General features: G+C 69.9%; 18 protein-coding genes. 14 read left to right on the forward strand and 4 right to left on the reverse strand.

The features are described 5' to 3' along the window. The first annotated feature begins 455 nt into the window (after positions 1-455). From AB0B98_RS02220 to AB0B98_RS02240, 5 genes are read left to right on the forward strand one after another with little or no spacing between them, the layout of a single operon-like run. Positions 456-1553, forward strand: a complete 1098-nt coding sequence (locus AB0B98_RS02220) for a DUF3419 family protein (protein ID WP_357360173.1) — start codon at positions 456-458, stop codon at positions 1551-1553. A 60-nt stretch (positions 1554-1613) separates the two neighbouring features. Next, positions 1614-1901, forward strand: coding sequence for an acyl carrier protein (locus AB0B98_RS02225; protein ID WP_357360174.1), 288 nt, complete (start codon positions 1614-1616; stop codon positions 1899-1901). Further along, positions 1898-2650, forward strand: coding sequence for a hypothetical protein (locus tag AB0B98_RS02230; protein WP_357360176.1), 753 nt, complete (start codon positions 1898-1900; stop codon positions 2648-2650). The genes AB0B98_RS02225 and AB0B98_RS02230 overlap by 4 nt, the downstream gene beginning before the upstream one ends. Positions 2651-2654: 4 nt before the next feature. Beyond that, the gene (locus AB0B98_RS02235) at positions 2655-3686 is read left to right on the forward strand and encodes a hypothetical protein (RefSeq protein WP_357360178.1); all 1032 of its coding nucleotides are present in this window, start codon (positions 2655-2657) and stop codon (positions 3684-3686) included. Next, positions 3679-4419, forward strand: a complete 741-nt coding sequence (locus tag AB0B98_RS02240) for an MBL fold metallo-hydrolase (RefSeq protein WP_274525437.1) — start codon at positions 3679-3681, stop codon at positions 4417-4419. The genes AB0B98_RS02235 and AB0B98_RS02240 overlap by 8 nt, the downstream gene beginning before the upstream one ends. A 35-nt stretch (positions 4420-4454) precedes the next feature. Here the strand turns inward: AB0B98_RS02240 and AB0B98_RS02245 are convergent, their stop codons facing one another. Then, positions 4455-5441: a zinc-dependent alcohol dehydrogenase family protein gene (locus tag AB0B98_RS02245; RefSeq protein ID WP_357360180.1), complete on the reverse strand. Its 987-nt coding sequence runs from the start codon at positions 5439-5441 to the stop codon at positions 4455-4457. A 222-nt stretch (positions 5442-5663) separates the two neighbouring features. On the opposite strand from AB0B98_RS02245, the gene AB0B98_RS02250 reads away from it, so the two are divergent. From AB0B98_RS02250 to AB0B98_RS02270, 5 genes are all read left to right on the forward strand, one after another. Then, complete coding sequence (locus AB0B98_RS02250) at positions 5664-7712, forward strand: copper resistance protein CopC (RefSeq protein WP_357360182.1); 2049 nt, start codon at positions 5664-5666, stop codon at positions 7710-7712. Positions 7713-7777: 65 nt separating this feature from the next. Then, entirely contained in the window at positions 7778-8380 is a 603-nt protein-coding gene (locus tag AB0B98_RS02255) for a copper chaperone PCu(A)C (RefSeq protein WP_357360184.1), read from the forward strand. A 23-nt stretch (positions 8381-8403) separates the two neighbouring features. Beyond that, positions 8404-9618 (forward strand): Dyp-type peroxidase, encoded by a 1215-nt coding sequence (locus AB0B98_RS02260; RefSeq protein WP_357360567.1) that lies wholly within the window; start codon positions 8404-8406, stop codon positions 9616-9618. 22 nt (positions 9619-9640) lie between these two features. Then, positions 9641-10201: a copper resistance protein CopC gene (locus AB0B98_RS02265; protein WP_357360186.1), complete on the forward strand. Its 561-nt coding sequence runs from the start codon at positions 9641-9643 to the stop codon at positions 10199-10201. A 175-nt stretch (positions 10202-10376) separates the two neighbouring features. Continuing rightward, positions 10377-11852: a PepSY domain-containing protein gene (locus AB0B98_RS02270; RefSeq protein WP_357360189.1), complete on the forward strand. Its 1476-nt coding sequence runs from the start codon at positions 10377-10379 to the stop codon at positions 11850-11852. A gap of 48 nt (positions 11853-11900) precedes the next feature. Here the strand turns inward: AB0B98_RS02270 and AB0B98_RS02275 are convergent, their stop codons facing one another. Together AB0B98_RS02275 and AB0B98_RS02280 are read right to left on the reverse strand one after the other, a co-directional pair. Further along, positions 11901-13034, reverse strand: coding sequence for a cupin domain-containing protein (locus AB0B98_RS02275; RefSeq protein WP_357360191.1), 1134 nt, complete (start codon positions 13032-13034; stop codon positions 11901-11903). Between the two features lie 13 nt (positions 13035-13047). Further along, entirely contained in the window at positions 13048-13308 is a 261-nt protein-coding gene (locus AB0B98_RS02280) for a hypothetical protein (protein ID WP_357360193.1), read from the reverse strand. 199 nt (positions 13309-13507) lie between these two features. Here AB0B98_RS02280 and AB0B98_RS02285 point away from each other — a divergent pair, with 199 nt between their 5' ends. Continuing rightward, positions 13508-15088: a helix-turn-helix transcriptional regulator gene (locus AB0B98_RS02285; protein WP_357360195.1), complete on the forward strand. Its 1581-nt coding sequence runs from the start codon at positions 13508-13510 to the stop codon at positions 15086-15088. A 7-nt stretch (positions 15089-15095) separates the two neighbouring features. Further along, on the forward strand, positions 15096-15923 hold the full coding sequence (locus tag AB0B98_RS02290; RefSeq protein WP_357360197.1) for a hypothetical protein: 828 nt from the start codon (positions 15096-15098) through the stop codon (positions 15921-15923). A gap of 15 nt (positions 15924-15938) precedes the next feature. Here the strand turns inward: AB0B98_RS02290 and AB0B98_RS02295 are convergent, their stop codons facing one another. After that, positions 15939-16949 carry an aldo/keto reductase gene (locus AB0B98_RS02295; RefSeq protein ID WP_238667796.1) on the reverse strand — a complete coding sequence of 337 codons (1011 nt, stop codon included), beginning with the start codon at positions 16947-16949 and terminating at the stop codon, positions 15939-15941. 113 nt (positions 16950-17062) lie between these two features. On the opposite strand from AB0B98_RS02295, the gene AB0B98_RS02300 reads away from it, so the two are divergent. Continuing rightward, a complete protein-coding gene (locus AB0B98_RS02300) occupies positions 17063-17671 on the forward strand; it encodes a TetR/AcrR family transcriptional regulator (protein WP_238667797.1) in 609 nt (202 codons plus the stop codon). A gap of 110 nt (positions 17672-17781) precedes the next feature. Continuing rightward, a complete protein-coding gene (locus AB0B98_RS02305) occupies positions 17782-20619 on the forward strand; it encodes a BTAD domain-containing putative transcriptional regulator (protein ID WP_357360200.1) in 2838 nt (945 codons plus the stop codon).

Here is a 20619-nt window from a genome sequence, read left to right on the forward strand (position 1 = left end):
TCCACGGTGCATAGTCGACCCCGCATCGCGTGATCATGTTTGCGGTCGCCGCACCGGCTCGACGTGGAGTGCTTCATGCGGACAAAGTAACCGGTGGCGCGTGCCATGGGATATCGGCAGCCGTCTCACCCAGGTCGATGGGCAGGATCCGAAGAAGAGGCCGCGACCCTGCACCACGACGGAGCATCGTGGTCATCCGCATCTCGGTCGAGGCGGCGGCGGGCCGCGTGGCGATCAGGGCTGTCCGCGTCGGCCATCGAGTCAGCCGGGCGCCGCACGCAGACCCCCTCGCCGCGGACGATCGCAGCTCACGTGCGAGGAGCCGGACTCCGAAATGGAGGGGTTGACCGCCCGCAGTCACAATGCGATGATCCATTTTCTTGTTCTCACTTCGGGGGTCTGATCAAGTTGCGATTCCGATTTCAGGATCCGAGACGTCCGATCGGGTGGCGTCGATGAGCGAGATCTATTTCGCACAGATCCGCGAGGACTCACGCATCGAACGTCGACTACAGGTCAGCTACGGGGCCCGAAGGGTCCTCACCATCGGCTCGGGCGGCTGCACGGCATTCTCGCTGCTGGACGACGAGCTGGAGAGCCTCGTCGTCGTGGACGCGAACCCGGCCCAGTGCGCGCTCATCGAGCTCAAGAAGGCCGCCCTGATCGCTCTCGAACTGGAGGACTACCTCGCCTTCGTTGGCGAGCGGCCTGCCGTGAACCGCCTCGGCACCTTCCGCGAGTTGGAAGAAGCCCTGCCCGACGGAGCCCGCGCGTATTGGCGGAGCCACCAGGCGCGCATCGCGTCGGGGATCAACGGCTGTGGCGTGACGGATCGCCTCTACAGGCTGGTCGGCGACAACCTGACGCAGCTCATCCTCGGCGCCGAGAACGTCGACCTCCTCTTCGCGTGCTCGACCATGGACGAGCAGCGTGCCTTCTTCGCCGAGCACCTCGACAACGACCGCTGGGACACCGCCGTGCGGGTGTTGTTCAGCCGTTGGACCCAGTCGCACTTCTACCCACCGCTGTGGTCCGCACGTAGCCCTGAGTCCAAGTTCGGCGAGTTCTACGCGGCGCAAATCAAGGACGCCATCGTGGGCAAGCCCGTCGCCAACAATTACTTCTTACATCAGCTGCTCACCGGTCGCTACCTCCACGACCGGGTCGACGGCACACCCGCCTATCTCTCCGACGACGGATACACGGCCACACGCCGCAACATCGACAAGATGCGACTGGTCAACAGCACGGTCGACCAGTGCCTCGACACCGTGACGGACGTGGACGCCTTCTACCTGTCCAACATCTTCGACTGGGGCAGCCCCTCGCAGCACGAGGCCCTCGCGGGCAAGGCTCGGAAGGCTTCGTCAGCCGACGGAGCAATCGTCCTGCACCGGAGTATGTATGGCGAGGGGCAGCTGGCACCGGTGTTCGGTGACCACCTCGAGATCCGTCAGGAGCTGTCGAAAGAGCTGACAGAGCAGGAGCGCTCGATGCTCTATCGCGAGGTCACCGTCGGCGAGCTCGTGCGAGGAGCTGGCGGCACCCGATGAGTGGCGCGAGGCAGACCGCACGGTTGGCAACTTCAAAATGGACGAAGGGTAAAGCCCGGCATGACTGGAAGCAATGACGATTTCCTCGGAGCGGTGCTGGAGTTCCTGCGCGACCTCAATACTTCGACAGAGACTCAGCGCCCGGCGATGGGAACTGAGATCGGCGCGGACACGGACCTGATCCAGGCGGGCATTGTCGACAGCCTGTCGATAATGGAGCTGATCGTGTTCCTGGAGAAGGAGACCGGCGCGCACGTCCCGCTGGAGGACCTGATGCTCGACAGCATCCGCACTGCCCGGACAATCGCTGCCGTCTACGGTTCGCATACGACGCCAGTTGCCCGATGAGTCCGGTCGGCGCGCAACTGGGCTTGAGCGACGTCGAGGCCCAGATCGACAGGATGCTCATCGGAATCCCCTCTTTCTCGGGTGCCGAGCAGCTCAAACTCTCCCCGCTGCTCCCCAGGAACTCCGTCCTGGCAACACACTACGTGCGCAGCTTTCCCCAGCATGCACTGGTGGTCTCGGGCGCGATGGGCTCGGACTCCGAGTTCCTCCTGGCACCGACTACCTGCTACGCGGTGTTCGACCATCTGAGAGATCGCCAGCTTTCCAGTCCTTCCTTGTTCACACACAAGAATCTCTGCTTCCGGAACGAGGAGACCTACCGTCCGGGCGAACGCCAGTCCTCGTTCCTCATGCGAGAGTTCATCTTCCTCTCGACGGACCTGGGCCTGGTGCACGAGTGGATCGGGCACATCGTTCGTGACGTGCCGTCGTCACTCGCCGAGGAGTTCTGGGTGGACGCGGTCGTGGAGAAGGCGAGCGACCCGTTCTTCGACCCCAAGGACCTGCACCTGAAGTTCCAGGAGTCCGAGAACCTGAAGTCCGAGTTCGTCGTCGACGGCCTCGCCGTGGCGTCGGTCAACCTTCACCTCGGGGCGTTCGCGCGAAGCTGCAACCTGCGCTCGAACGACGGGCAGCCCCTGTACAGCGCCTGCTTCGGCCTCGGGTACGACCGGCTCGTCGCCAAGAGCACGGCGGCACGGGCGGATGTCCAGTCCCCAGCCGGTGACGGCCGGAAAACGAGCGGATAGGCCCATGGAGGAACGTCTCAGGTTGGGCGACCCAGCAGACGTCGGCCGGTTGCTTCGCGAGGAGAAGTTCCGGGTCGATCACCCGTTCCGGGTGTCACGCCGGGTCTTCGGAGCGTCCACGCTGGATCTGGAGGGAAGCGAGCACCTCAAGAGGAAGCGCGGGTGGTGGGCCGGCTTCGGGAAACAGTGGGCTGGCAGCGTCACGGTCCAGGAAATGGTTGACTCCGCCGTCGCTGACGGATTCGCTCGTGCGCGCGCCAGCAACGACCTGTTGCAGGGCTGCGTCTACATCCCCAACCGCATCGTCCTGGACCTCCTGGACCTCCCTGAGGTCGACCCCATCGAGCACTACGAGAGCCTCAAGCCGGTGCTGCGGATCCTCGGCGGGCTTCCTGAGACCGACGACTCTGTGGCGCAGGCGAAGGACTACATCCAACGCCTCGTCCGAGACGTGACGGTGCCGTGGTTCTCGGACCTGTCGAACGAGGCCCGGTCGGCAGAGCTGGCCCTCTTCCTGGTGGCCGGCGCGGAGACTACCGTGGTCGCCCTGGAGGTCCTGACCTCCGCGTGGTGGAACGACGCGGATGCCGTAACGGACGCCGTGCGCAGTGCGGGTTCCGCGAGTGTCGTCATGCGCCTGTTGACGCAGGACGCCCCGTTGGGCCTGACGACACGCTATGCCTCCCGAGATGTGTTCATCGACAGGGTCGGCCAGATACCGCGAGGCGCCTTGATCGAAGTGGATTTGGCCAGTGCGAGCCTGCAGTTGGGCATTGGTGAGACTGACGATCGCCGCAAGGCTCAGAGCTACGTCTTCGGGGCGGGAGCGCATCGCTGCCCTGGGGACCGCCTGGCGATGCTGGAGGCGCAGGCCTACCTGGGAGGGCTCCTCGCCCTGGACGCTTCCGAGTACGCGCCCGTTGCCGCAGCCGAACCGCGGCCGTCGACGTTCCGGCATCTGCCATGGCAGGCACTGGAACGGACGACGAAATCGCGTGCGGGCGCTCCAGCTGAGAGAAGCGTCGGTGATGCATAGAATTCTGGTCGGTACCGCCGGACCAGCACATTTTCCGAACTTCCAGTACGTGATCGGGGACCCTGAGACACGCCATGCCGTGGTCGTGGATCCTGCATGGGACAGCGAGGGCATCGCCCGAAGAATTCACCTTGAAGGCTGGAGCCTGCAGGCGGTAGTGCTGACGCACGCGCATTCGGATCACGTCAACGGAGTTGCCGAACTGGTAAGCCTCCTGCCAGCCCCTGTGTACCTGTCGGGTGTCGAAGCCGCCTACTACGGCTTCGACGAACCGGGAATGGTGCACTGCCGGGACGGCGAGACGTTGAAGGCTGGCTCCATCGAGGTAGGTGTGATGGAGACACCCGGCCACACCGTGGGGTCGTGTTGCTTCCTTGTCGGCGACGCCCTCTTTGCTGGCGACACGCTGTTTCCTGAAGGCATAGGTTTCACGCACTTCGAGGGAGGCTCTGCCTCAGACCTCTACGACAGCGTGCGGCGGTTGGATCACGAAATCTCCGAGGACGCCCGGCTCTATTCCGGACATCGGTACCGACGCGGACCCGGGCTGACCTTCGCAGAGCTTCGGCGACTGAATGTCTATTTCCACCTGTCCAGCCGCAAGGAGTTTGTCGAGTTCGCCGATAGGCGGACGGTGGCGACATCTCACGATCGGCTCCTGGCCAAGACGTCGACGACACTCCCTGACATTCATGGGTTGACTTGGGGTGATGGTGTGTTCCCCAATGCTTGAAGACCTCATCCTGTCCAAGGAGCGAACGGCTCGGCTCAACCGGCAACGTCCACGACGACCTTGCCCTCGGCGGTGCCGCCGGCGACCAGGTGGTGGGCGTCCATGACCGTGTCGAGCGTGAACCGACGCCCGTCCAGTCGGGGGCGCAGCGCGCCGGCGTCGGCCAGCGTCGCGATCTCGCGCAGAATGGCGCCGTGGTGTTCGCGGCCCCGCCCGGTGAGCATCGGCAGCAGAGTGAACACGCCGGAGTAGGTCGCGCCACGGAACGACAGCGGAGCGAGCGAGTGTGAGCCCCAGCCCAGTGCGCTGACGACGTGCCCGTGGTAGGTGCGTACCGCCGCGAACGACGCGTCGAGCGTCGCGCCACCGACGTTGTCCATGACGATGTCGAATCCCTCCCCGCCGGTGTACCTCTCGACGTACTCCTCGACTGTGCTCGTGGTGTAGTCGATCGGCACGGCGCCCAGGCTCTCGATCACCCGCATGCTCGCCGGGCCGCCGGTGGCGTATGCCTCGGCGCCGCGGGCCTGGGCAAGTTGCACGCCCACGTACCCGACCCCGCCGGCACCGCCGTGCACCAGCACCTTCTGCCCGGCACGGACCCCAGCCCGGTCGACCAGCCCCTCCCAGGAGGTGACCGCCGCCAGTGGCAACGCGGCGGCCTCCCGCATCGAGAGGCTCCTCGGCTTGTGGGCCAGCAACCGGGCGTCCACTGCGGCGTACTCGGCAAGCGAACCCTGGAGGTCGCCGACGCCCCCGCACAGCCCGTACACCTCGTCCCCCGGCTCGAAGCCGGTCACGTCCGCGCCCACCGCCGCGACGACACCGGCGAGGTCCAGGCCGAGCACCGCTGGCACCTGGACACGCGCGTGCGCGGCCTTTCCAGCCTGGATCTTCGTGTCGAGCGGGTTGACCCCGCTGGCGACGATCTGCACCAGCACGTGACCGCGCTCGGGGGTGGGTTGATCGATCTCCTCGACCGTCAGCGGAACGTCGAACTCCCGCAGCACCGCAGCACGCATGGCAATCCACACTCTCCGTGGTCGAGACGTCACGTGGACGGTATCCGACCGGATTGCCGGCCGGGGCGGCTTCCTCGGTGACCCGCGCCGGCGTCCGCCGGAACTTTTGGCCGGCCCGGCCGACCACCCGGATGCCACAGGTCACGGCTGATCGGCTTTTGCCATCTGAGGAAAAAGTTCCTCACCTCTTGTAAAAAGTCTCGGCACAGTGAGGATATTCAGATGCGTCGTCACCCTCAGATTCCTGGGCGGGTGGTCTCGGGCCTCCTCGCGTTCCTCCTCGCCTCGGCTGTCGCTCTGCTCGCACCGGCTCAGCCCGCCGCAGCTCACGGGACCCTCGCCGAGTCCACACCGGCGGGAGGCGCCACGGTGCGCGAGCCGGTGACGTCGGTGCGGCTGTTCTTCACCGAGAAGGCCGCCGCCAACGCGTTCTTCACGATCACCGCCCCGGGCGGCACCCGTGTCGACAACGGGTGGTCGCAGGGGGAGCCGAAGCCACTCGACAAGCCGGTACGCGAGTACTTCCTGGTCAACGGGCAGTTCGAGCCACGGGAGTACACGACGGGGTTCCCCGCGGTGGTGTCCGTCGCCCACCTGCCCGCCAAGGGTCAGTATTCGGTGAGCTACCTGTCGGTCGCCTCGGACGGCGACACAGTGCGGGGCACCCTGACCTTCCGCTACGACGGGCGGGTGACGGCAGCGCCGAAGGGGTGGAGCCCGCCGTCGACCCAACCGGACCCGGCGCTGGTGGCCGCCACCGAGCAGCACAACACGTCCGGGCAGGCCTCGGCGGTGCCGACCACCGCGGCCGATCCGACGACCCCGCCGGCTGCGGCGGCCCCGTCGACCGGGTCGACCGAGGAGAGCGGTTCCGGGGCGCTGGCCTGGGCCGGCTGGGCGGCGGCGGTCGCGGCGGTCGGGGCGGTGGCCGGGTTCATCGTCTGGCGTCGCCGATCCGCCGGAACACCCGCCGGCCGGGGCCGTGCCTCGGCGGCGACCTCCGGCCGACGCGCCGGTGGCGCCCGTACCACGCACAGGACGGGCACTGGCAAGACCGTCGGCGGCAAGGCTGCCGGGGACAAGCCCGGCGGGGGCAAGGTCGGCGCCGCGACCGGCGTCGTCGCGCGTACCGCGAGCGACAAGCGGCGGCCCGCCACCGTGCCGGCGGCGCGCAAGGGCAACACAGTCGTCACGGCCCGCACGGGCGTTGCGGTCGATCCGACGCCCACCGATCAGACGACCAAAGCCTTCGCCAGTACGGACGGCGAGCCGACGGTCGACCCCGGACCACGGCCCGACACGGACCTCGCCGCCGCTACGCCTGGGTCCCGGTTGAGCAACACCCACCTGGCGCTGTTCGTCGGCGGTCTGGTGCTGGCCCTGCTGGCCGGGTTCGGGTTGGCCCGTATCGGCACCTCCGACAAGAGTCCCGCGACCGGCAACGCACGACAGTCAGCCGGTGGACCGCCCGCCTCGGGCCAGGTGGGCTCCGCGACCGACGGGCACCAACACCCGGCCGGTACGGGGCCGCACACGCATCGGGGTGACGACGCGACTGGCGCGACGCTGGCGACCGGCACGACGGTCAGCGCCGGCGGGTACACCCTGCAACCGCTGGAGCGGTCCCAACCCTCTGGTGTACGCGCCGACTACCGGTTCCGTATCGTCGGGACCGACCGGCAGCCGGCAACGACCTTCGCGGTCGTCCACGACAAGCCGTTGCACCTGATCGTGGTGGGCCGCGACCTGACCGGCTACCAGCACCTGCATCCGACAATGGCGCCCGACGGCACCTGGAGCGTCCCCCTGACGCTGGCCCGACCCGGCGGCTACCGCGTCTACGCCGACTTCTCCGTCACCGCGGCCGACGGCACGCAGCAGCCTCTGGTGCTGGGCGTCGACCACACAGTGCCCGGTGCGCACACCCCGACCGCACTGCCGCCGGCACAGGCGCAGACGACCGCTGGTCCGTACACGGTGTCGATGACCGGCACCCCGACGGTGGGGGTGACGGCGCCGATGCACTTCCAGGTCAGCGCTGACCCGACCGTACCGGCGCAGGTGGAGCGGTACCTGGGCGCGTACGGGCACCTGGTCGTGGTTCGTGAGGGTGACCTCGGCTACGTGCACGTCCACCCCGAGCCGGAGCTGGTCGACGGGACCGTCAAGTTCTGGCTGACCGCGCCGAGTTCAGGCCGGTACCGGGCCTTCTTCGACTTCCAGATCGCCGGCAAGGTGCACACCGGGGAGTTCACGATCAACGTTCAGTGAGCCCGGAACTTTCTCCCAGCTGCGGCCGACCACCCTCCCAGCCGCAACCTTCGGAGGAAGAACACATGCGCACCACCAGCACGAACGCTTCACGCCGCCGCTCGGCAGCCATCCTCGCCGCCGCGATCCTGACGGTGGGCGTCGCCGGTTGCGGCTCGTCCGACTCTCCGTCGACAGCGCAGGCGGGACCGCCCGCGCCGACCTCGGCCAACCCGGGCGCTGGTGTGCTCGGCATTCGTGACCCGTGGGTGAAGGCGGCCGACAAGGGCATGACGGCCGCCTTCGGGACCCTCGTCAACGACGGCGACACCGATGTCACTCTGACGAGTGCCACGACGTCCCTGTCGCCGATGGAGCTGCACGAGATGGCCATGAAGGACGGCAAGATGGTCATGCGGCAGAAACAGGGCGGCATCGTGATCAAGGCCGGGAGCACGCACGCCCTGGAGCCCGGCGGCGACCACCTGATGCTGATGAACCTCACCAAGCCCGTTCAGGCGGGCGACGAGCTGACCTTCACCCTGACCTTCGCCGACGGCAGGACCCAGCAGTTCCGCGCCATGGCCAAGCCGTTCACCGGCGCGCAGGAGAGCTACGCCCCCGGGCACGGCGAGCCGATGCCCGGCATGAGCGCCACGCCGGAGATGAGCATGAGCCCGGCATCGTGAAGCGGAGACCACCTGTCCGACCGCTGAGCAGGCGTGGTCTGCTCACCGGCGGAGCACTTGCCGCTGGCGGAGCCCTGGCCGGCGGTGCCGCCATCGCCGCTACCAGTGTGGGGAGGGCCGGGCCACCGCCTACGACGGTTGCCGACACGACGCCAGTGGCGTCAGTCGGCGGTCTGGTCGAGCCGTTCCACGGCGCTCGGCAGGCCGGGGTGGCCACCGAACCGCAGGCGCACGCGTCGTTCGTGGCGCTCACAGTGCGGGTCGGCGTCGACCGGGCCGCGCTGGGTCGGATGCTGCGGCTGCTCACCGACGACGCCGCCCGGCTCACCCAGGGCCGACCTGCGCTGGCCGACACCGAGGCCGAACTCGGGCTGCTGCCGGCACGGTTGACGGTGACCTTCGGGTTCGGGCCGGGCCTTTACCGGGCGGCCGGCGTCGACGACCGCCGGCCGGCATCGGTCACCGAACTGCCGTCGTTCCGCATCGACCGGCTTCAGCCGGCCTGGTCCGGTGGTGACCTGCTGCTCCAGATCTGCGCGGACGACGCGATCTCCGTCGCCCACGCCCAGCGAGTCCTGATCAAGGACAGCCGACCGTTCGCCACAGTGCGGTGGGTCCAGCAGGGCTTCCGGCGCAGCCCCGGTGTCGAGCCGGGCGGCCACACCCAACGCAACCTGTTCGGTCAGCTCGACGGCACCGCCAACCCCCGACCCGGCGCACCCATGAACACCGCCCTCTGGGTCGCGGACGGCCCGGCGTGGCTGCGCGACAGCACCACAGTGGTGCTCCGGCGGATCAGCATGAACATGGAAACCTGGGACCTGCTCGGCCGCAGCGACCGCGAGCTCGCCGTCGGGCGACGGCTCGACACCGGTGCACCGCTCACCGGCACCGCCGAACACGACGAACCCGACTTCGCCGCCACCGACGCCGACGGCCTCACCGTCATCCCCGACTTCTCCCACCTGACCCGCGCCCACGTCACCGACGACCGGCTGAAGATCCTGCGCCGGCCCTACAACTACGACGGGGTGCCGACGGCGGAGGGCCACGCGGACAGCGGATTGATCTTCACCTCGTACCAGGCCGACATCGCCCGACAGTTCCTGCCCATCCAGCGCCGGCTGGCCGACCGGGACCTGCTCAACGAGTGGACCACGCCGATCGGTTCCGCTGTCTTCGCCATCCCGCCCGGATGTCAACCGGGCGGTTGGATCGGCGAGCAGGTGCTCGGATGACGACGCCAACCGGAGTTCCGTCATGACCGTGCCGCCGTCCCGCCGTACCTCCGTCCGGCTCGGCGCGGCGGTGCTCGCCGTCCTCGTGGCGGTGCTCATCCCGGCCGGCCCGGCCTGGGCGCACAACTCGCTGAAGACGGCCACGCCCGCTCGGGACGCGACGGTGCCGAGCGCACCGACCGAGGTCACGCTCGAATTCATGCAGCGAATCGACGCGGCGTTCACCACCATCGTGCTCACCGACGCCGCCAAGCGGAAGCTTCCCACCGGCCAACCGGTGGTCACCGGAGCGAAGACCACGATCCAGGTGACCGACACCCTGCCGAACGGGACATACACGGTCGCCTACCGGGTCGTCTCCGTGGACGGGCACCCGGTACAGGGCTCCTACCCGTTCACTGTGGCCGATCCGACGTCCAGCGCCGCGCCGGTTGCCAACGTCAGCGCGTCAGCGCCCACCCCGTCCGTCGCCGCACAGTCCGGCGGTGGTCCGAGCGTCGGTGTACTCGTCGCGGCTGCCGCGCTGGCCCTCCTCGTCCTGCTGACGGCCGGGCTGCTGTGGCGGCGGGCGGCCCGGCGCTGATCCGACCCGCCCTCGTGCGGTCCGCCCGCCGCCCGGGTCATCGGGAACCGACCCTCGGGAACCGCCGGCGTCTCTCCCCCGACTACCAGTCAGGGCCGACGCGACACCTCACCGGGCGACCAGACCAGTACGGGAAGCAGCCTCGGACGCTTCCCGACTCTTCGATCGGATCACCATGTCTCTCACCGAACTGTCCGGCACGCCGACGCCGGAGCCCGCCACCACCACCGAGAAACCGGCCCGGCCAGCCCGGCGCACGTCACCGTTCGGCGCGCTACTGCTGCGGCTGCACTTCTACGCCGGCATCCTCGTCGGCCCGTTCCTGGTGGTCGCCGCACTGACCGGCCTGGCCTACACCACAACCCCGCAACTCGACGCGATCCTCTACGGCGACCAGCTGACCGTCGCCCAGGTGGGTGACCGTCAGCTTCCGCTGGCCGAGCAGATCGGGGCCGCGCGCAACGCGCACCCCGACGGCAGCATCACCACAGTGCAACCCGGCGACGGCGACCGGACCACCACTGTGGTGTTCTCCCTGCCCGAGCTGGGCGAGAACCAGCACACCGTCTACATCAACCAGTACACCGGCGAGTCCCAGGGGCAGCTCACCACCTGGTTCGGGTCCACGCCGGTGACCACCTGGCTGGACGATCTGCACCGCCACCTGCACCTGGGCACGGTGGGCGAGCACTACTCCGAACTGGCCGCGAGCTGGCTGTGGGTGATGGCGCTCGGCGGGGTCATCCTCTGGTGGCGTCGACGCGGCGCCGCCCGCGCTGCCGCCCGGCACCTGCTCGTGCCGGACCTGTCCACCGGTAAGGGTGTCCGCCGCACCCGGGGATGGCACGCCACCACCGGTATCTGGCTCACCGTCGGACTCCTCTTCCTCTCGGTCACCGGCCTGACCTGGTCCCGCTACGCCGGAGCGAATTTCGCCGCCGGCCTCGACGCGCTCAGCGCCCGCACCCCGGAGATCTCCACCAGCCTCACCGCCGGTCCGCCCTCCCCTGCCGAGACCGGCGGGGGCCACGAGCACGGTGCCGCCGGGGCGGGCGGGGTCGTCGAGTCGGCGGCCTTCGACCGGGTCCTGGCGGTCGCTCGCGGCGCGGGCCTCTCCGGGCCGGTCGAGATCAGCCCCGCGCAGGAGCCGGGCTCCGCCTGGACCGTCACGCAGGTCGACAACACCTGGCCGGTCAGGAAGGACCGCATCGCCGTCGACCCGGCCTCGGACACGGTGACTGCGCGCAGCGACTTCGCCGACTGGCCAGTGCTGGCCAAACTGAGCGGCCTCGGCATCCAGGCCCACATGGGGATCCTCTTCGGCCTGGTCAACCAGATCCTGCTCGCCGCGCTCGCCCTCGGCCTGCTCTGCGTCATTTTCTGGGGCTACCGCATGTGGTGGCAACGCCGGCCCACCCGCGCCGACCGCCGTGCGTTCGCCGGCACGCCGCCAGCTCGCGGTGGCGTACGCGGCCTGCCGCTCTGGGCGCTGCTGATCGGGGTGCCGGTGACCGTGGCGATCGGCTGGACGCTGCCCCTGTTCGGGCTCACGGTGCTCGCTTTCCTCGCCATCGACGTGGTGGTGGGTGCGGTGTCTCGACGCCGACGGCCCGCCGCGGCCCCCACCTCCCCGGCACCCGCGGGGAGCTGATCCACCGGACCGGCCGTCCGTCCGCCGACGGACGGCCGGGCGCTTCGCTCAGATCACCACCTGTTTGGTGTTCGGCAGGCTGTCGACGATCGACTTCTGCACGTTGATCGTGTCGGCGATGACCTCGTGCGGCGTGTTTGCCATCCACTGCATCACCGAGATGTCCTCGAACCGGGGATGGCGGAACATTTCCAGGAACACCAGTGGCTCGTCGCCGGTGTTCTCGATGTAGTGGCCGTACGCGAACGGGACGTAGCCCACGTCGCCGGCCTGAAAGTCGAACGTCCGGGCCGCGGCCTGCGAGGCGAAGACACCCATCCGCCCGGTTCCGGAGATGTAGTACTGCCACTCGTCGGTGGTGGGATGCCAGTGCAACTCGCGCATCCCTCCCGGCTCGACCTCCACCAGGGCCGCGGAGGTGGTCACGGAGGCGGCGAAGTTGGTCGAGTCGGTGATCCGGACCGTTCCGCCGCGGAATCGCTGCGGGGTCTGCGCGAGCATCCGGTGCTTGAAGCTTCGTGGGATGTCGCCGGTCGGGCTGACCACCCGGTCCTGTTGCAATGGTGGTGGGACGTCGCCCTGGAAGATGTACTTCTCCCGCTCGGGCAGGTTCTCCATCTGTTCCAGCGTCCAGCCGAAGTTCTTGGCCAGCACGTGTCGCGGGGTGTGGGCGAAGAAGTCGCTGAGCAGGAAGGTGTTGTTCTCCGAGAACGCCCCGTCGTCGAAGACCAGCAGAAACTGCGCGCCGTCTTCCAACGCCTGGATGTTGTGCGGCACGCCCTGCGGAAAGAACCACAGATCGCCCGCCTTCACGTCCTCGATGAAGTTGCGGCCCTCGTGGTCGACGGCGCTGATCCGGCAGCTGCCGCTGAGCATGTACGCCCACTCCGACTGCTGGTGCCAGTGGATCTCCCGGTACGCGCCCGGCTCGAGACCGAACTGGACGCCGGACAACTGACTGGCGATCGGCAGGTCGCGGTTGGTGACCTCCCGGGTCCAGCCGCCCTTCTCCACCCGGGTGTGCGCCTGTGAGAACGAGAACTTGAGGTTGGGCACCAGTCGGCTGTCGGTCGTCGGTGGAACCAGGAGGTCCGGGTTCTGCCGCTCGAGCTCGACGTTGCGCCCCGCGAAGGGCGGGCCGCCCTGGTCGCCGCGCCGCGGCTCGGGATCGCTGTTCGCCATGATCGCTGTCTCCTCACTCGGGTTGGATCGGATGGGGCGCGGGAACGGACCCGCCCCGCAGCCGTAGCCGCGACGAGATCCCCAGCAGGGCACGCAGCCCGGGCCAGCCGTACTGGACCACGATCGCGACCGGGATCGCCGCGGCGGTCGCCACCAGCACCAGGCGGGTCCACGCCGGAGCGTGACCACCCGCCCCGGTGCTGGCGTAGAGGACGAACATCAGCAGTACGACCCGAAGCCGACGCAGGCCGGGAAGTTCGGTGAGTTGGGCCATGATTCGATGATCGGCGGCGAACGCAGCCCGTCGCATCACGTGATCGCGCCATTACCACCTGCGGAATCCCGGACGGTGGTGGCCATTCGGCGCAATCGGCGTCGGTTTTTCGATCTGGTCGCCCGTACCTGCCGCCGTAGCTAGGCTCGGTCGCAGGACGGCCTTTCGACGCGCCTGGTAACAACCGGGGAGAACGCCATTGTCCGAATCACCCTTCAACTGTGGAACGCTTCCGGCCGACGACATCGCCGCCGACGCCGAACAACGACGGCACCGGCTGTCTGCCACGGCGGACCAGCTCCGGCTCGCCGGACGCGGGATGGAGGCGCTGCACGTCCTGGCCGCGGAGATCGCCATGAGTCGCAGCGGCGAGCGCCATCGCGCCTTCCTGCTCGGTCGCCTGGCGCAGATCGTGGCTCTGGAGCAGCCGACCATCGCCCTCGCCGGTCTGCGGGAGGCGCTCAACCTCCGACTGGACGCTCCGAGCCGCGGCACAGTGCTCGCCCTTGTCGCCACGGTCGCGGCCCGCACGGGACATCCGGACACCGATGCCCTACTGCGCGACGCGGGCACCGCGCACGCCGCTTCGGGTGATCAGGCGTCCGCTCGCCAGCTCGCCCTCGCCCGGGCCGCACGCTCGCTCGGGCACGGTGATCTGCCGGGTTCCCAGGCGGTGCTGGCGGCCCTGGACCCGGACTCCTGGGCGGCACGCGCCGACGCCGAGTCCATCCGGGCGGAGCGGATCCTCGTGCAGCTGGGTCTGGGCCGGTACCAGGACGCGCAGGCCGCGACCCGCGAGCCGCCCGAGGCGACCGACGTTTCACTCACTCGGCTGACCGCGCTGGACTGCCTGCGCATGGTGGCTGTGGGAGAGCTGCCCGAGGCGGCCGCGCTGGCCGTCACGACGCTCAGCTCCGGCTCTGTGGACCTCAGCAGGGAGGTGCGTGCTCTGTTGGTGGCGGTGATCGGCGAGGTCCGCTACCGCCGTGGCGAACACGACGATGCCCGGGCCATCCTCCGCGCCTGCCTCGCCGAGGACCGATGGCCGGACCGTTCGATGTGGACGTTGGCGTTCTGTGTGGCGGTGCGCGACACCGCCCTCAGCGCCCCGGCCGACCTGCTCAGCACTGTCGTCGCCGACCTGCATCGGTCGGTCCGGTCACTGGTGCCAGTGCCGCACTTCGGCCCCCGACTGGTACGCGCGGCGGTGGCGGCCGACGACACCCGGGCCGCCCGCCGGGTCACCGAGCTGGTCGAGCTGGTCTCCACCCGTACTCCGGTGCCGCTGTGGCACGCGCTGGCCGATCAGAGCCGAGGGTTGCGCGACGACGACCCGGACGCCCTCCGGTCGGCGGTGGACCGGCTGCGCACCACCGCCGCGCGGCCGGCGCTGGCCGACGCGTTGCTCGACCTCGCGAACAGTCCCCGAACGCGGTCCGGGGAGGCACGCGATGCCGCGCACGAGGCGGCTGCCCTCTACGCCCGGATCGGCGCTCCTGGCGACCAGGCGATCGCGGACCGGCGCTGCGCCGACCTCGCCGCCACACCGCGCCACCGGCAGTCGATCGACGAGCCGTTAAGCCGGGGCATCGGCGCGCTCACCCCCGCCGAGGAGCGGGTGGCCGAGATGCTCGCCGCGGGTGCCACGAAGAAGGAGGCGGCCAGGAGTCTCTTCGTCTCCTTCCACACCGTGGACACCCAACTCCGCTCCATATACCACAAGCTGGGCATTCATAATCGAATGCAGTTGGTACGGGCCTGGGAACGGACCAGACGATAATCAGCCGATGACCGCGCCAGCCGACCTGACCCCGCTCGCCGAAGCCGTGGAGTGCGAATTCATGCACTCCTACGAGTCGCAGGCGCCCGGGCCCACGTACACCGATCTCGGGATCGCGACCACCCGCATCGGCGGCGGTGTCGCCCTCGCCATGCGCAACGATCCCTCCGGCGGGTACTGGAGCAAGGCCCTCGGCTTCGGCACCACCGAGCCGTTCACGGTGCAGACCCTGGATCGCGTCCTCGACTTCTACCGGGAGCAGGGCGTCGACCAGGCAGTCCTTCAGCTCGTGCCGTCGGTGCTGCCGGCGGGCTTCGACGAGGTCGCTGCCGCGCGCGGGCTTGAGCCGGGAAGCACCTGGGTCAAGCTCGCCGCCCGCCCGGGCGACGTCGCCGCGACGCAGACCCGTCTGCGCGTCGCCCCGGTGCCGGCCGCCGAGGCGCGGCGCTGGGCCGACGTGCTGCTCACCGGGTTCGGCATGCCGACCGGTGGGCTCACCGACATGCTGGCCGCGACTGTCGGCCAGCCGGCGTGGCGACCGTACGCGGCCTGGGACGGCGGCGAGCTGGTCGCGGGCGGCAACCTGTTCCTGCACGGCGAGGCCGCGTCGCTCAACGCCGCCGCGACGGCCACCGGGCACCGCGGCCTCGGGGCGCAGTCGGCGCTGATCGCCGCCCGCGCCCGAGCCGCGGCCGAGGCGGGATGCCGGTGGCTGTTCGCCGAGACCGGCAAGCCCGCGCCCGGTCAGCAGAACCCGTCGCTGAACAACATGCGCCGGGCCGGGCTGGTGCCGCTCTACGAACGCCGCAACTGGGTCTGGCGAGCAGCTTCCTGAACCCGCCCGCCGGAGTCACTTCTCGCTGTCGAGCATCGCCATCATGGTGGTCGCGTACCGCTGGCCGGAGGCAGCGCCGGCCGGGACGGCACGCTCGATCTCGTCCAGTGCGTCCTGGTCGAGCACCAGGCCGACTGCGGCCAGCGACTCGGTCAGCCGGTCGCGCCGCCGCGCCCCGACCAACGGCACGATCTGTTCGCCCTGTGCTGCCACCCAGGCGATCGCCACCTGGCTGGTGGTCGCCCCCAGCCGCTGCGCGACCCGGCCGAGCGCGTCCACCAGGCGCAGGTTGGCGGTCAGGTGTTCGCCCTGGAACCGGGGGCTGTTGGCCCGGAAGTCCGTGCCGGTCAGCGCACGGTCCGCCGACCAGTGGCCGCTGAGCAGCCCTCGGGACAGCACCCCGTAGGCGGTCAACCCGATGCCCAACTCCCGCAGCGCCGGCAGAATGGTGGCCTCCGGGCCCCGGGAGAGCAGCGAGTACTCGATCTGGACGTCGCTGATCGGCGCCACAGCCGCGGCCCTGCGGATGCTGTCCGCGCCCACCTCGGAGAGCCCGATGTGCCGGATGTGGCCGGCCTGCTGCATCTCCAGCAGCGCGCCCACTGTCTCCTCGATCGGCACCTGCGGGTTCAGCCGCGACGGCCGGTAGATGTCGATGTAATCGGTGCCCAGGCGTCGCAGCGAGTACGCCAGCCGGTCCTTCACCGCCGCCGCCGACACGTCGTACGGTGCCGCCTGGAAGCCGCCGTCGGGTGTCCGGCGTGCGCCGAACTTCACGCTGAGCACCACCTCGTCCCGGCGACGCTCCCGCAGCACGCGGCCGATCAGCATCTCGTTGTGACCCGACCCGTAGAAGTCCGCGCTGTCGATGAGGTTCACACCGGCGTCGATCGCCGCGTGCAGCGTCGCGACGCTCTCCGCCTCGTCAGCCGGCCCGTACAGGTCGGACATGCCCATCGCGCCGAGCCCGATGATCGACACCTCCGGCCCGGAGGTGCCCAACCGTCGCCGTCGTAGACCAGTCATGTCCCTCGTCCCCTTCGGTAGTCGCGGTGCGTCGTGACAACCAGGCACCGCTGTGTACGCTGTGTCCATATAATCAGCGAGTAGACAGCGTGTCCATATAATCGGGAGGACCAGTGGCCGAGCTCACGCCGAATGCCCAGACGCCAGCGCGGCGTGGTCGTGGCCGCCGCCCCACCGATCAGGTACGCGCGGAGATCCTCACGGCCGCCGGTGAACTCCTGCTGGCCGAGGGCATGGCCGGCTTCACCATCGAGAAGGTCGCAGCCCACGCCGGAGCCAGCCGGATGACCATCTACAAGTGGTGGCCCTCCAAGGGAGCACTCGCCCTGGACGGCTACTTCACTGTCGTCGCGCCCACCCTGGCCTTCACCGACACCGCCGACATCGTCGCCGACCTGACCAACCAGCTCGTCGCCTTCGTCCACCTGGTGCGGGACACCACCGCCGGTCGGGTCGTCCGCCAACTCATCGGGCAGGCGCAGACCGATCCGGAACTGGCCGCCGCCTACCGCGAGCGCTACTCCGGACCCCGACGCGCCCTCGCCGTCGAAACCCTCACCAGGGCGATGGCCCGGGGGCAGCTACGCGCCGACATCGACCCCGAATCCGTCGTCGACCAACTCTGGGGCGCCTGCTACCACCGACTTCTCATCGCCGACCTGCCGCTCACCGAGGAGTTCGCCCGCACCCTGGTCGACAACCTCATCCGCGGACTGCGCTGACCGGCCAGGGGTCAGGCCGCCGTGCCACGCCACTGGTCGACCGGGCCCCGCGGGCGACCGCCCGACCAAACATGAAGATCATGTTCAATCGATGCTAACGTCATTGATCGATGCCCCTCCACTTCGACCTGCTCGGGCCGCTGACAGTGTCACGGGACGGCCGGCCGGTCGCCCTCGGGTCGACGAAACAGCAGCTGGTGCTGGCCGCTCTGCTGCTACGCCCGGGTGAGGCGATCTCCGCCAACGAGCTGATGACGATGGTGTGGGGCGACCAGCCGCCCGCCTCGGCCGCCGCGAACCTGCGCACCTACCTACGAGGGCTGCGCCAGGCACTCGACTGTGCGGCCGGTGAGCGCCGCCGGATCCTCACCACACCGTGCGGCTACCTGCTTCGCGTCGAGCCGGACGAGCGGGACGTGGACCGGTTCGACGCGGCGGCGGCGCGCGGACGGGCAGCGCTGGCTGCCGGCGACCCGGCGGCGGCGCAGCCGGAACTGGCCCACGCGCTCGGCATGTGGCGGGGGCCCGCCTTCGCCGGGCTGCCGCTGCCCCGGCTCCTCACCGGCCGGGTCGCGCGGATCACGGAGCGGCGGCTGCTGACCGAGGAGGACCACGCTGCGGCGCGGCTCGCGCTCGGCGAGGCGGCCCAGGTGATCCCCCGGTTGCGGGCGCTGCTCGACCGTCACCCACTGCGGCAACGGGCCTGGTCCCAACTCATGACCGGTCTCTACCAGATCGGCGACATCGCTGGGGCTCTGGCAGCGTTTCAGCAAGCCAGGCGGGCGCTGGCCGAGGAGACCGGGATGGACCCCGGCCCCGAGCTGACCCGGTTGCACGACGACGTCCTGCACCACCGCCTCGGCAAGCAGGCCGCGGCGACCGGGCCGACGGACGAGGCGTCGGCCGGGGCGGCACCGGACCGCCCTCAGCAATTACCACTGGCCCTACCTGGTTTCGTCGGGCGCACCGCCGAACTCGATCTCCTCGACGCGACCCTCGGCGCCCGGCCCGCACAACCCACCACCGTGGACATCGTCACCATCAGCGGTATGGCCGGCGTGGGCAAGACGACGCTCGCGCTGCACTGGGCCCATCGGGCCGCCGACCGCTTTCCCGACGGCCAGTTGTACGTCAACCTGCGAGGCTACGACGACGCGGACGCGGTGTCCCCCGCCGACGCCCTGGTCGACTTCCTCGAGGCGCTCGGCGTACCGGTCGGCCGCATCCCCAGCAGCGTCGACGCTCGGGCCGGGCTGTACCGCAGCCTGCTGGCCTCACGTCGGATGCTCGTCGTCCTCGACAACTCGCGCGACGCCGACCAGGTACGGCCACTGCTGCCCGGCGTGGGTCGGTGCGCGGTCCTGGTGACCAGCCGTGACCAGCTCAGCAGTCTCGCCGTGGCCGAAGGCGCACGACCGTTGACGCTGGCGGTGCTGACGGCCGCCGAGTCGACGAGGCTGCTCCGCAGCCGGCTGGGCGACGACCGGGTGGCGGCGGAACCGGCGGCGGCCAGCGAGGTGATCGAGTCGACCGGTCGCCTCCCGCTCGCCCTGTCCATCGTGGCGGCCCGGCTGACCGCCCGGTCCACCTTCCCGATCGACGCCGTCGCGGCCCAACTACGCCCGTCAGAGTCCCGGTTGGAGCAACTGGCCGACGGGGACGTCCGCCGAATCTTCTCCTGGTCGTACCGGGCGCTGAGCAGCGGGGCGGCCCGCCTGCTGCGCCTGCTGGGCCTGCACCCGGGCCCCGACCTGACCGGAGACGCCGCCGCCGCGCTGCTCGGCCGGCCCCGGGCGGCCGTCACCCCGCTGCTGAAGGAGCTGACCCGGCTGCACCTGCTGACCGAGCACCTACCCGAGCGGTACGCCCTGCACGACCTGCTCCGGTCGTACGCGGCCGAACTGGCCCAGGCATCCGACGTGGCCGAGGAGCGACAGGCCGCCGCGCGCCGGATGTACGACCACTACCTGCACAGCGCCCACCCCGGCGCGGTGTTGCTCCAGCCGACCTGGGCACCCATCGAGCTGGAACCACCGATGCCGACGAACGTGCACGTGCCGATGCCCGACCGGGTCTCCGCGGCGGCCTGGTTCCACGCCGAGCACCCCGTTCTGCTGCGGGTGCTGCGTCAGGCAGCGGAGACCGGCTTCGAGCGGTACGCCTGCCAGCTCGCCTGGGCCCTGGCCGCGTACCTCGCGCCTCGGGGCATGTTCCAGGAGCAGCTCGCGGCCCAGCAGGCGGCGCTCGCGGCGGCCCAGCGGGTCGGTGACATCCGGGCGCAGGCGCAGACCAGTCGGATGCTCGCCCGCGCGCTGATGCGGCTCGGCGACCAGCACGCGGCCGAGCACCACGTGCAGCGGGCGCTCGAACTGTACGAACAGCTTGAGGACCTGGACAGCCTGGCGCTGATCCTGCGGCAGTACACCGAGCACTGCACCCAGTACGGCCGGCTGGACGAGGCGCTCAAACACAGTGCCGAGGCGCTGCGGGTCTCGCAGCTCATCGGCAACCGGTACGCTGAGGCGCGCGCGCTGAACGTCAAGGGTTACCTGCACGCCCTGACCGGCGACTACCACCAGGCCGTCGTCGACTGCGCCGAGGCGCTGGCCGAACAGGAGGCGATCGACGATCGCGTCGGGCAGGCCGCGACGTTGGACAGTCTGGGCTTCGCGTACCACCGGCTCGGTGACCCGGCCAGGGCGGCGGTCTGTTACGAGCAGTCGGTCCAACGCTTCCAGGAATCGGCCAACCGGTATCACGAAGGGCTGACCCTCGTCCGGTTGGGCGAGGCGCGCGAGGCGATGGCGGATCCTCCGGCCGCTGCCGAGGCATGGCAGCGGGCGATCCGGATCTACGACGACCTGGGCGACCCCGCCGCCGACGTGGTGCGGCAGCTGCTGGCACGCGTCGCGCCCGGCCACCCCGGCCCGATGACCCCGCCCGAGTGA

Origin of the sequence: Micromonospora sp. NPDC048947, from assembly GCF_040649495.1 — a bacterium.
Classification (GTDB): Bacteria; Actinomycetota; Actinomycetes; order Mycobacteriales; family Micromonosporaceae; genus Micromonospora; species Micromonospora alfalfae.

Coding starts and splice junctions, on each gene's coding strand:
- AB0B98_RS02245 (WP_357360180.1), bottom strand. CDS start 5,441: ATGCGTGCTGCGGTGCTGCGGGAGTTCGACGTTCCGCTGACGGTCGAG.
- AB0B98_RS02240 (WP_274525437.1), top strand. CDS start 3,679: ATGCATAGAATTCTGGTCGGTACCGCCGGACCAGCACATTTTCCGAAC.
- AB0B98_RS02290 (WP_357360197.1), top strand. CDS start 15,096: ATGACCGCGCCAGCCGACCTGACCCCGCTCGCCGAAGCCGTGGAGTGC.
- AB0B98_RS02280 (WP_357360193.1), bottom strand. CDS start 13,308: ATGGCCCAACTCACCGAACTTCCCGGCCTGCGTCGGCTTCGGGTCGTA.
- AB0B98_RS02220 (WP_357360173.1), top strand. CDS start 456: ATGAGCGAGATCTATTTCGCACAGATCCGCGAGGACTCACGCATCGAA.
- AB0B98_RS02265 (WP_357360186.1), top strand. CDS start 9,641: ATGACCGTGCCGCCGTCCCGCCGTACCTCCGTCCGGCTCGGCGCGGCG.
- AB0B98_RS02305 (WP_357360200.1), top strand. CDS start 17,782: ATGCCCCTCCACTTCGACCTGCTCGGGCCGCTGACAGTGTCACGGGAC.
- AB0B98_RS02295 (WP_238667796.1), bottom strand. CDS start 16,949: ATGACTGGTCTACGACGGCGACGGTTGGGCACCTCCGGGCCGGAGGTG.
- AB0B98_RS02255 (WP_357360184.1), top strand. CDS start 7,778: ATGCGCACCACCAGCACGAACGCTTCACGCCGCCGCTCGGCAGCCATC.
- AB0B98_RS02235 (WP_357360178.1), top strand. CDS start 2,655: ATGGAGGAACGTCTCAGGTTGGGCGACCCAGCAGACGTCGGCCGGTTG.
- AB0B98_RS02270 (WP_357360189.1), top strand. CDS start 10,377: ATGTCTCTCACCGAACTGTCCGGCACGCCGACGCCGGAGCCCGCCACC.
- AB0B98_RS02250 (WP_357360182.1), top strand. CDS start 5,664: ATGCGTCGTCACCCTCAGATTCCTGGGCGGGTGGTCTCGGGCCTCCTC.
- AB0B98_RS02275 (WP_357360191.1), bottom strand. CDS start 13,034: ATGGCGAACAGCGATCCCGAGCCGCGGCGCGGCGACCAGGGCGGCCCG.
- AB0B98_RS02230 (WP_357360176.1), top strand. CDS start 1,898: ATGAGTCCGGTCGGCGCGCAACTGGGCTTGAGCGACGTCGAGGCCCAG.
- AB0B98_RS02225 (WP_357360174.1), top strand. CDS start 1,614: ATGACTGGAAGCAATGACGATTTCCTCGGAGCGGTGCTGGAGTTCCTG.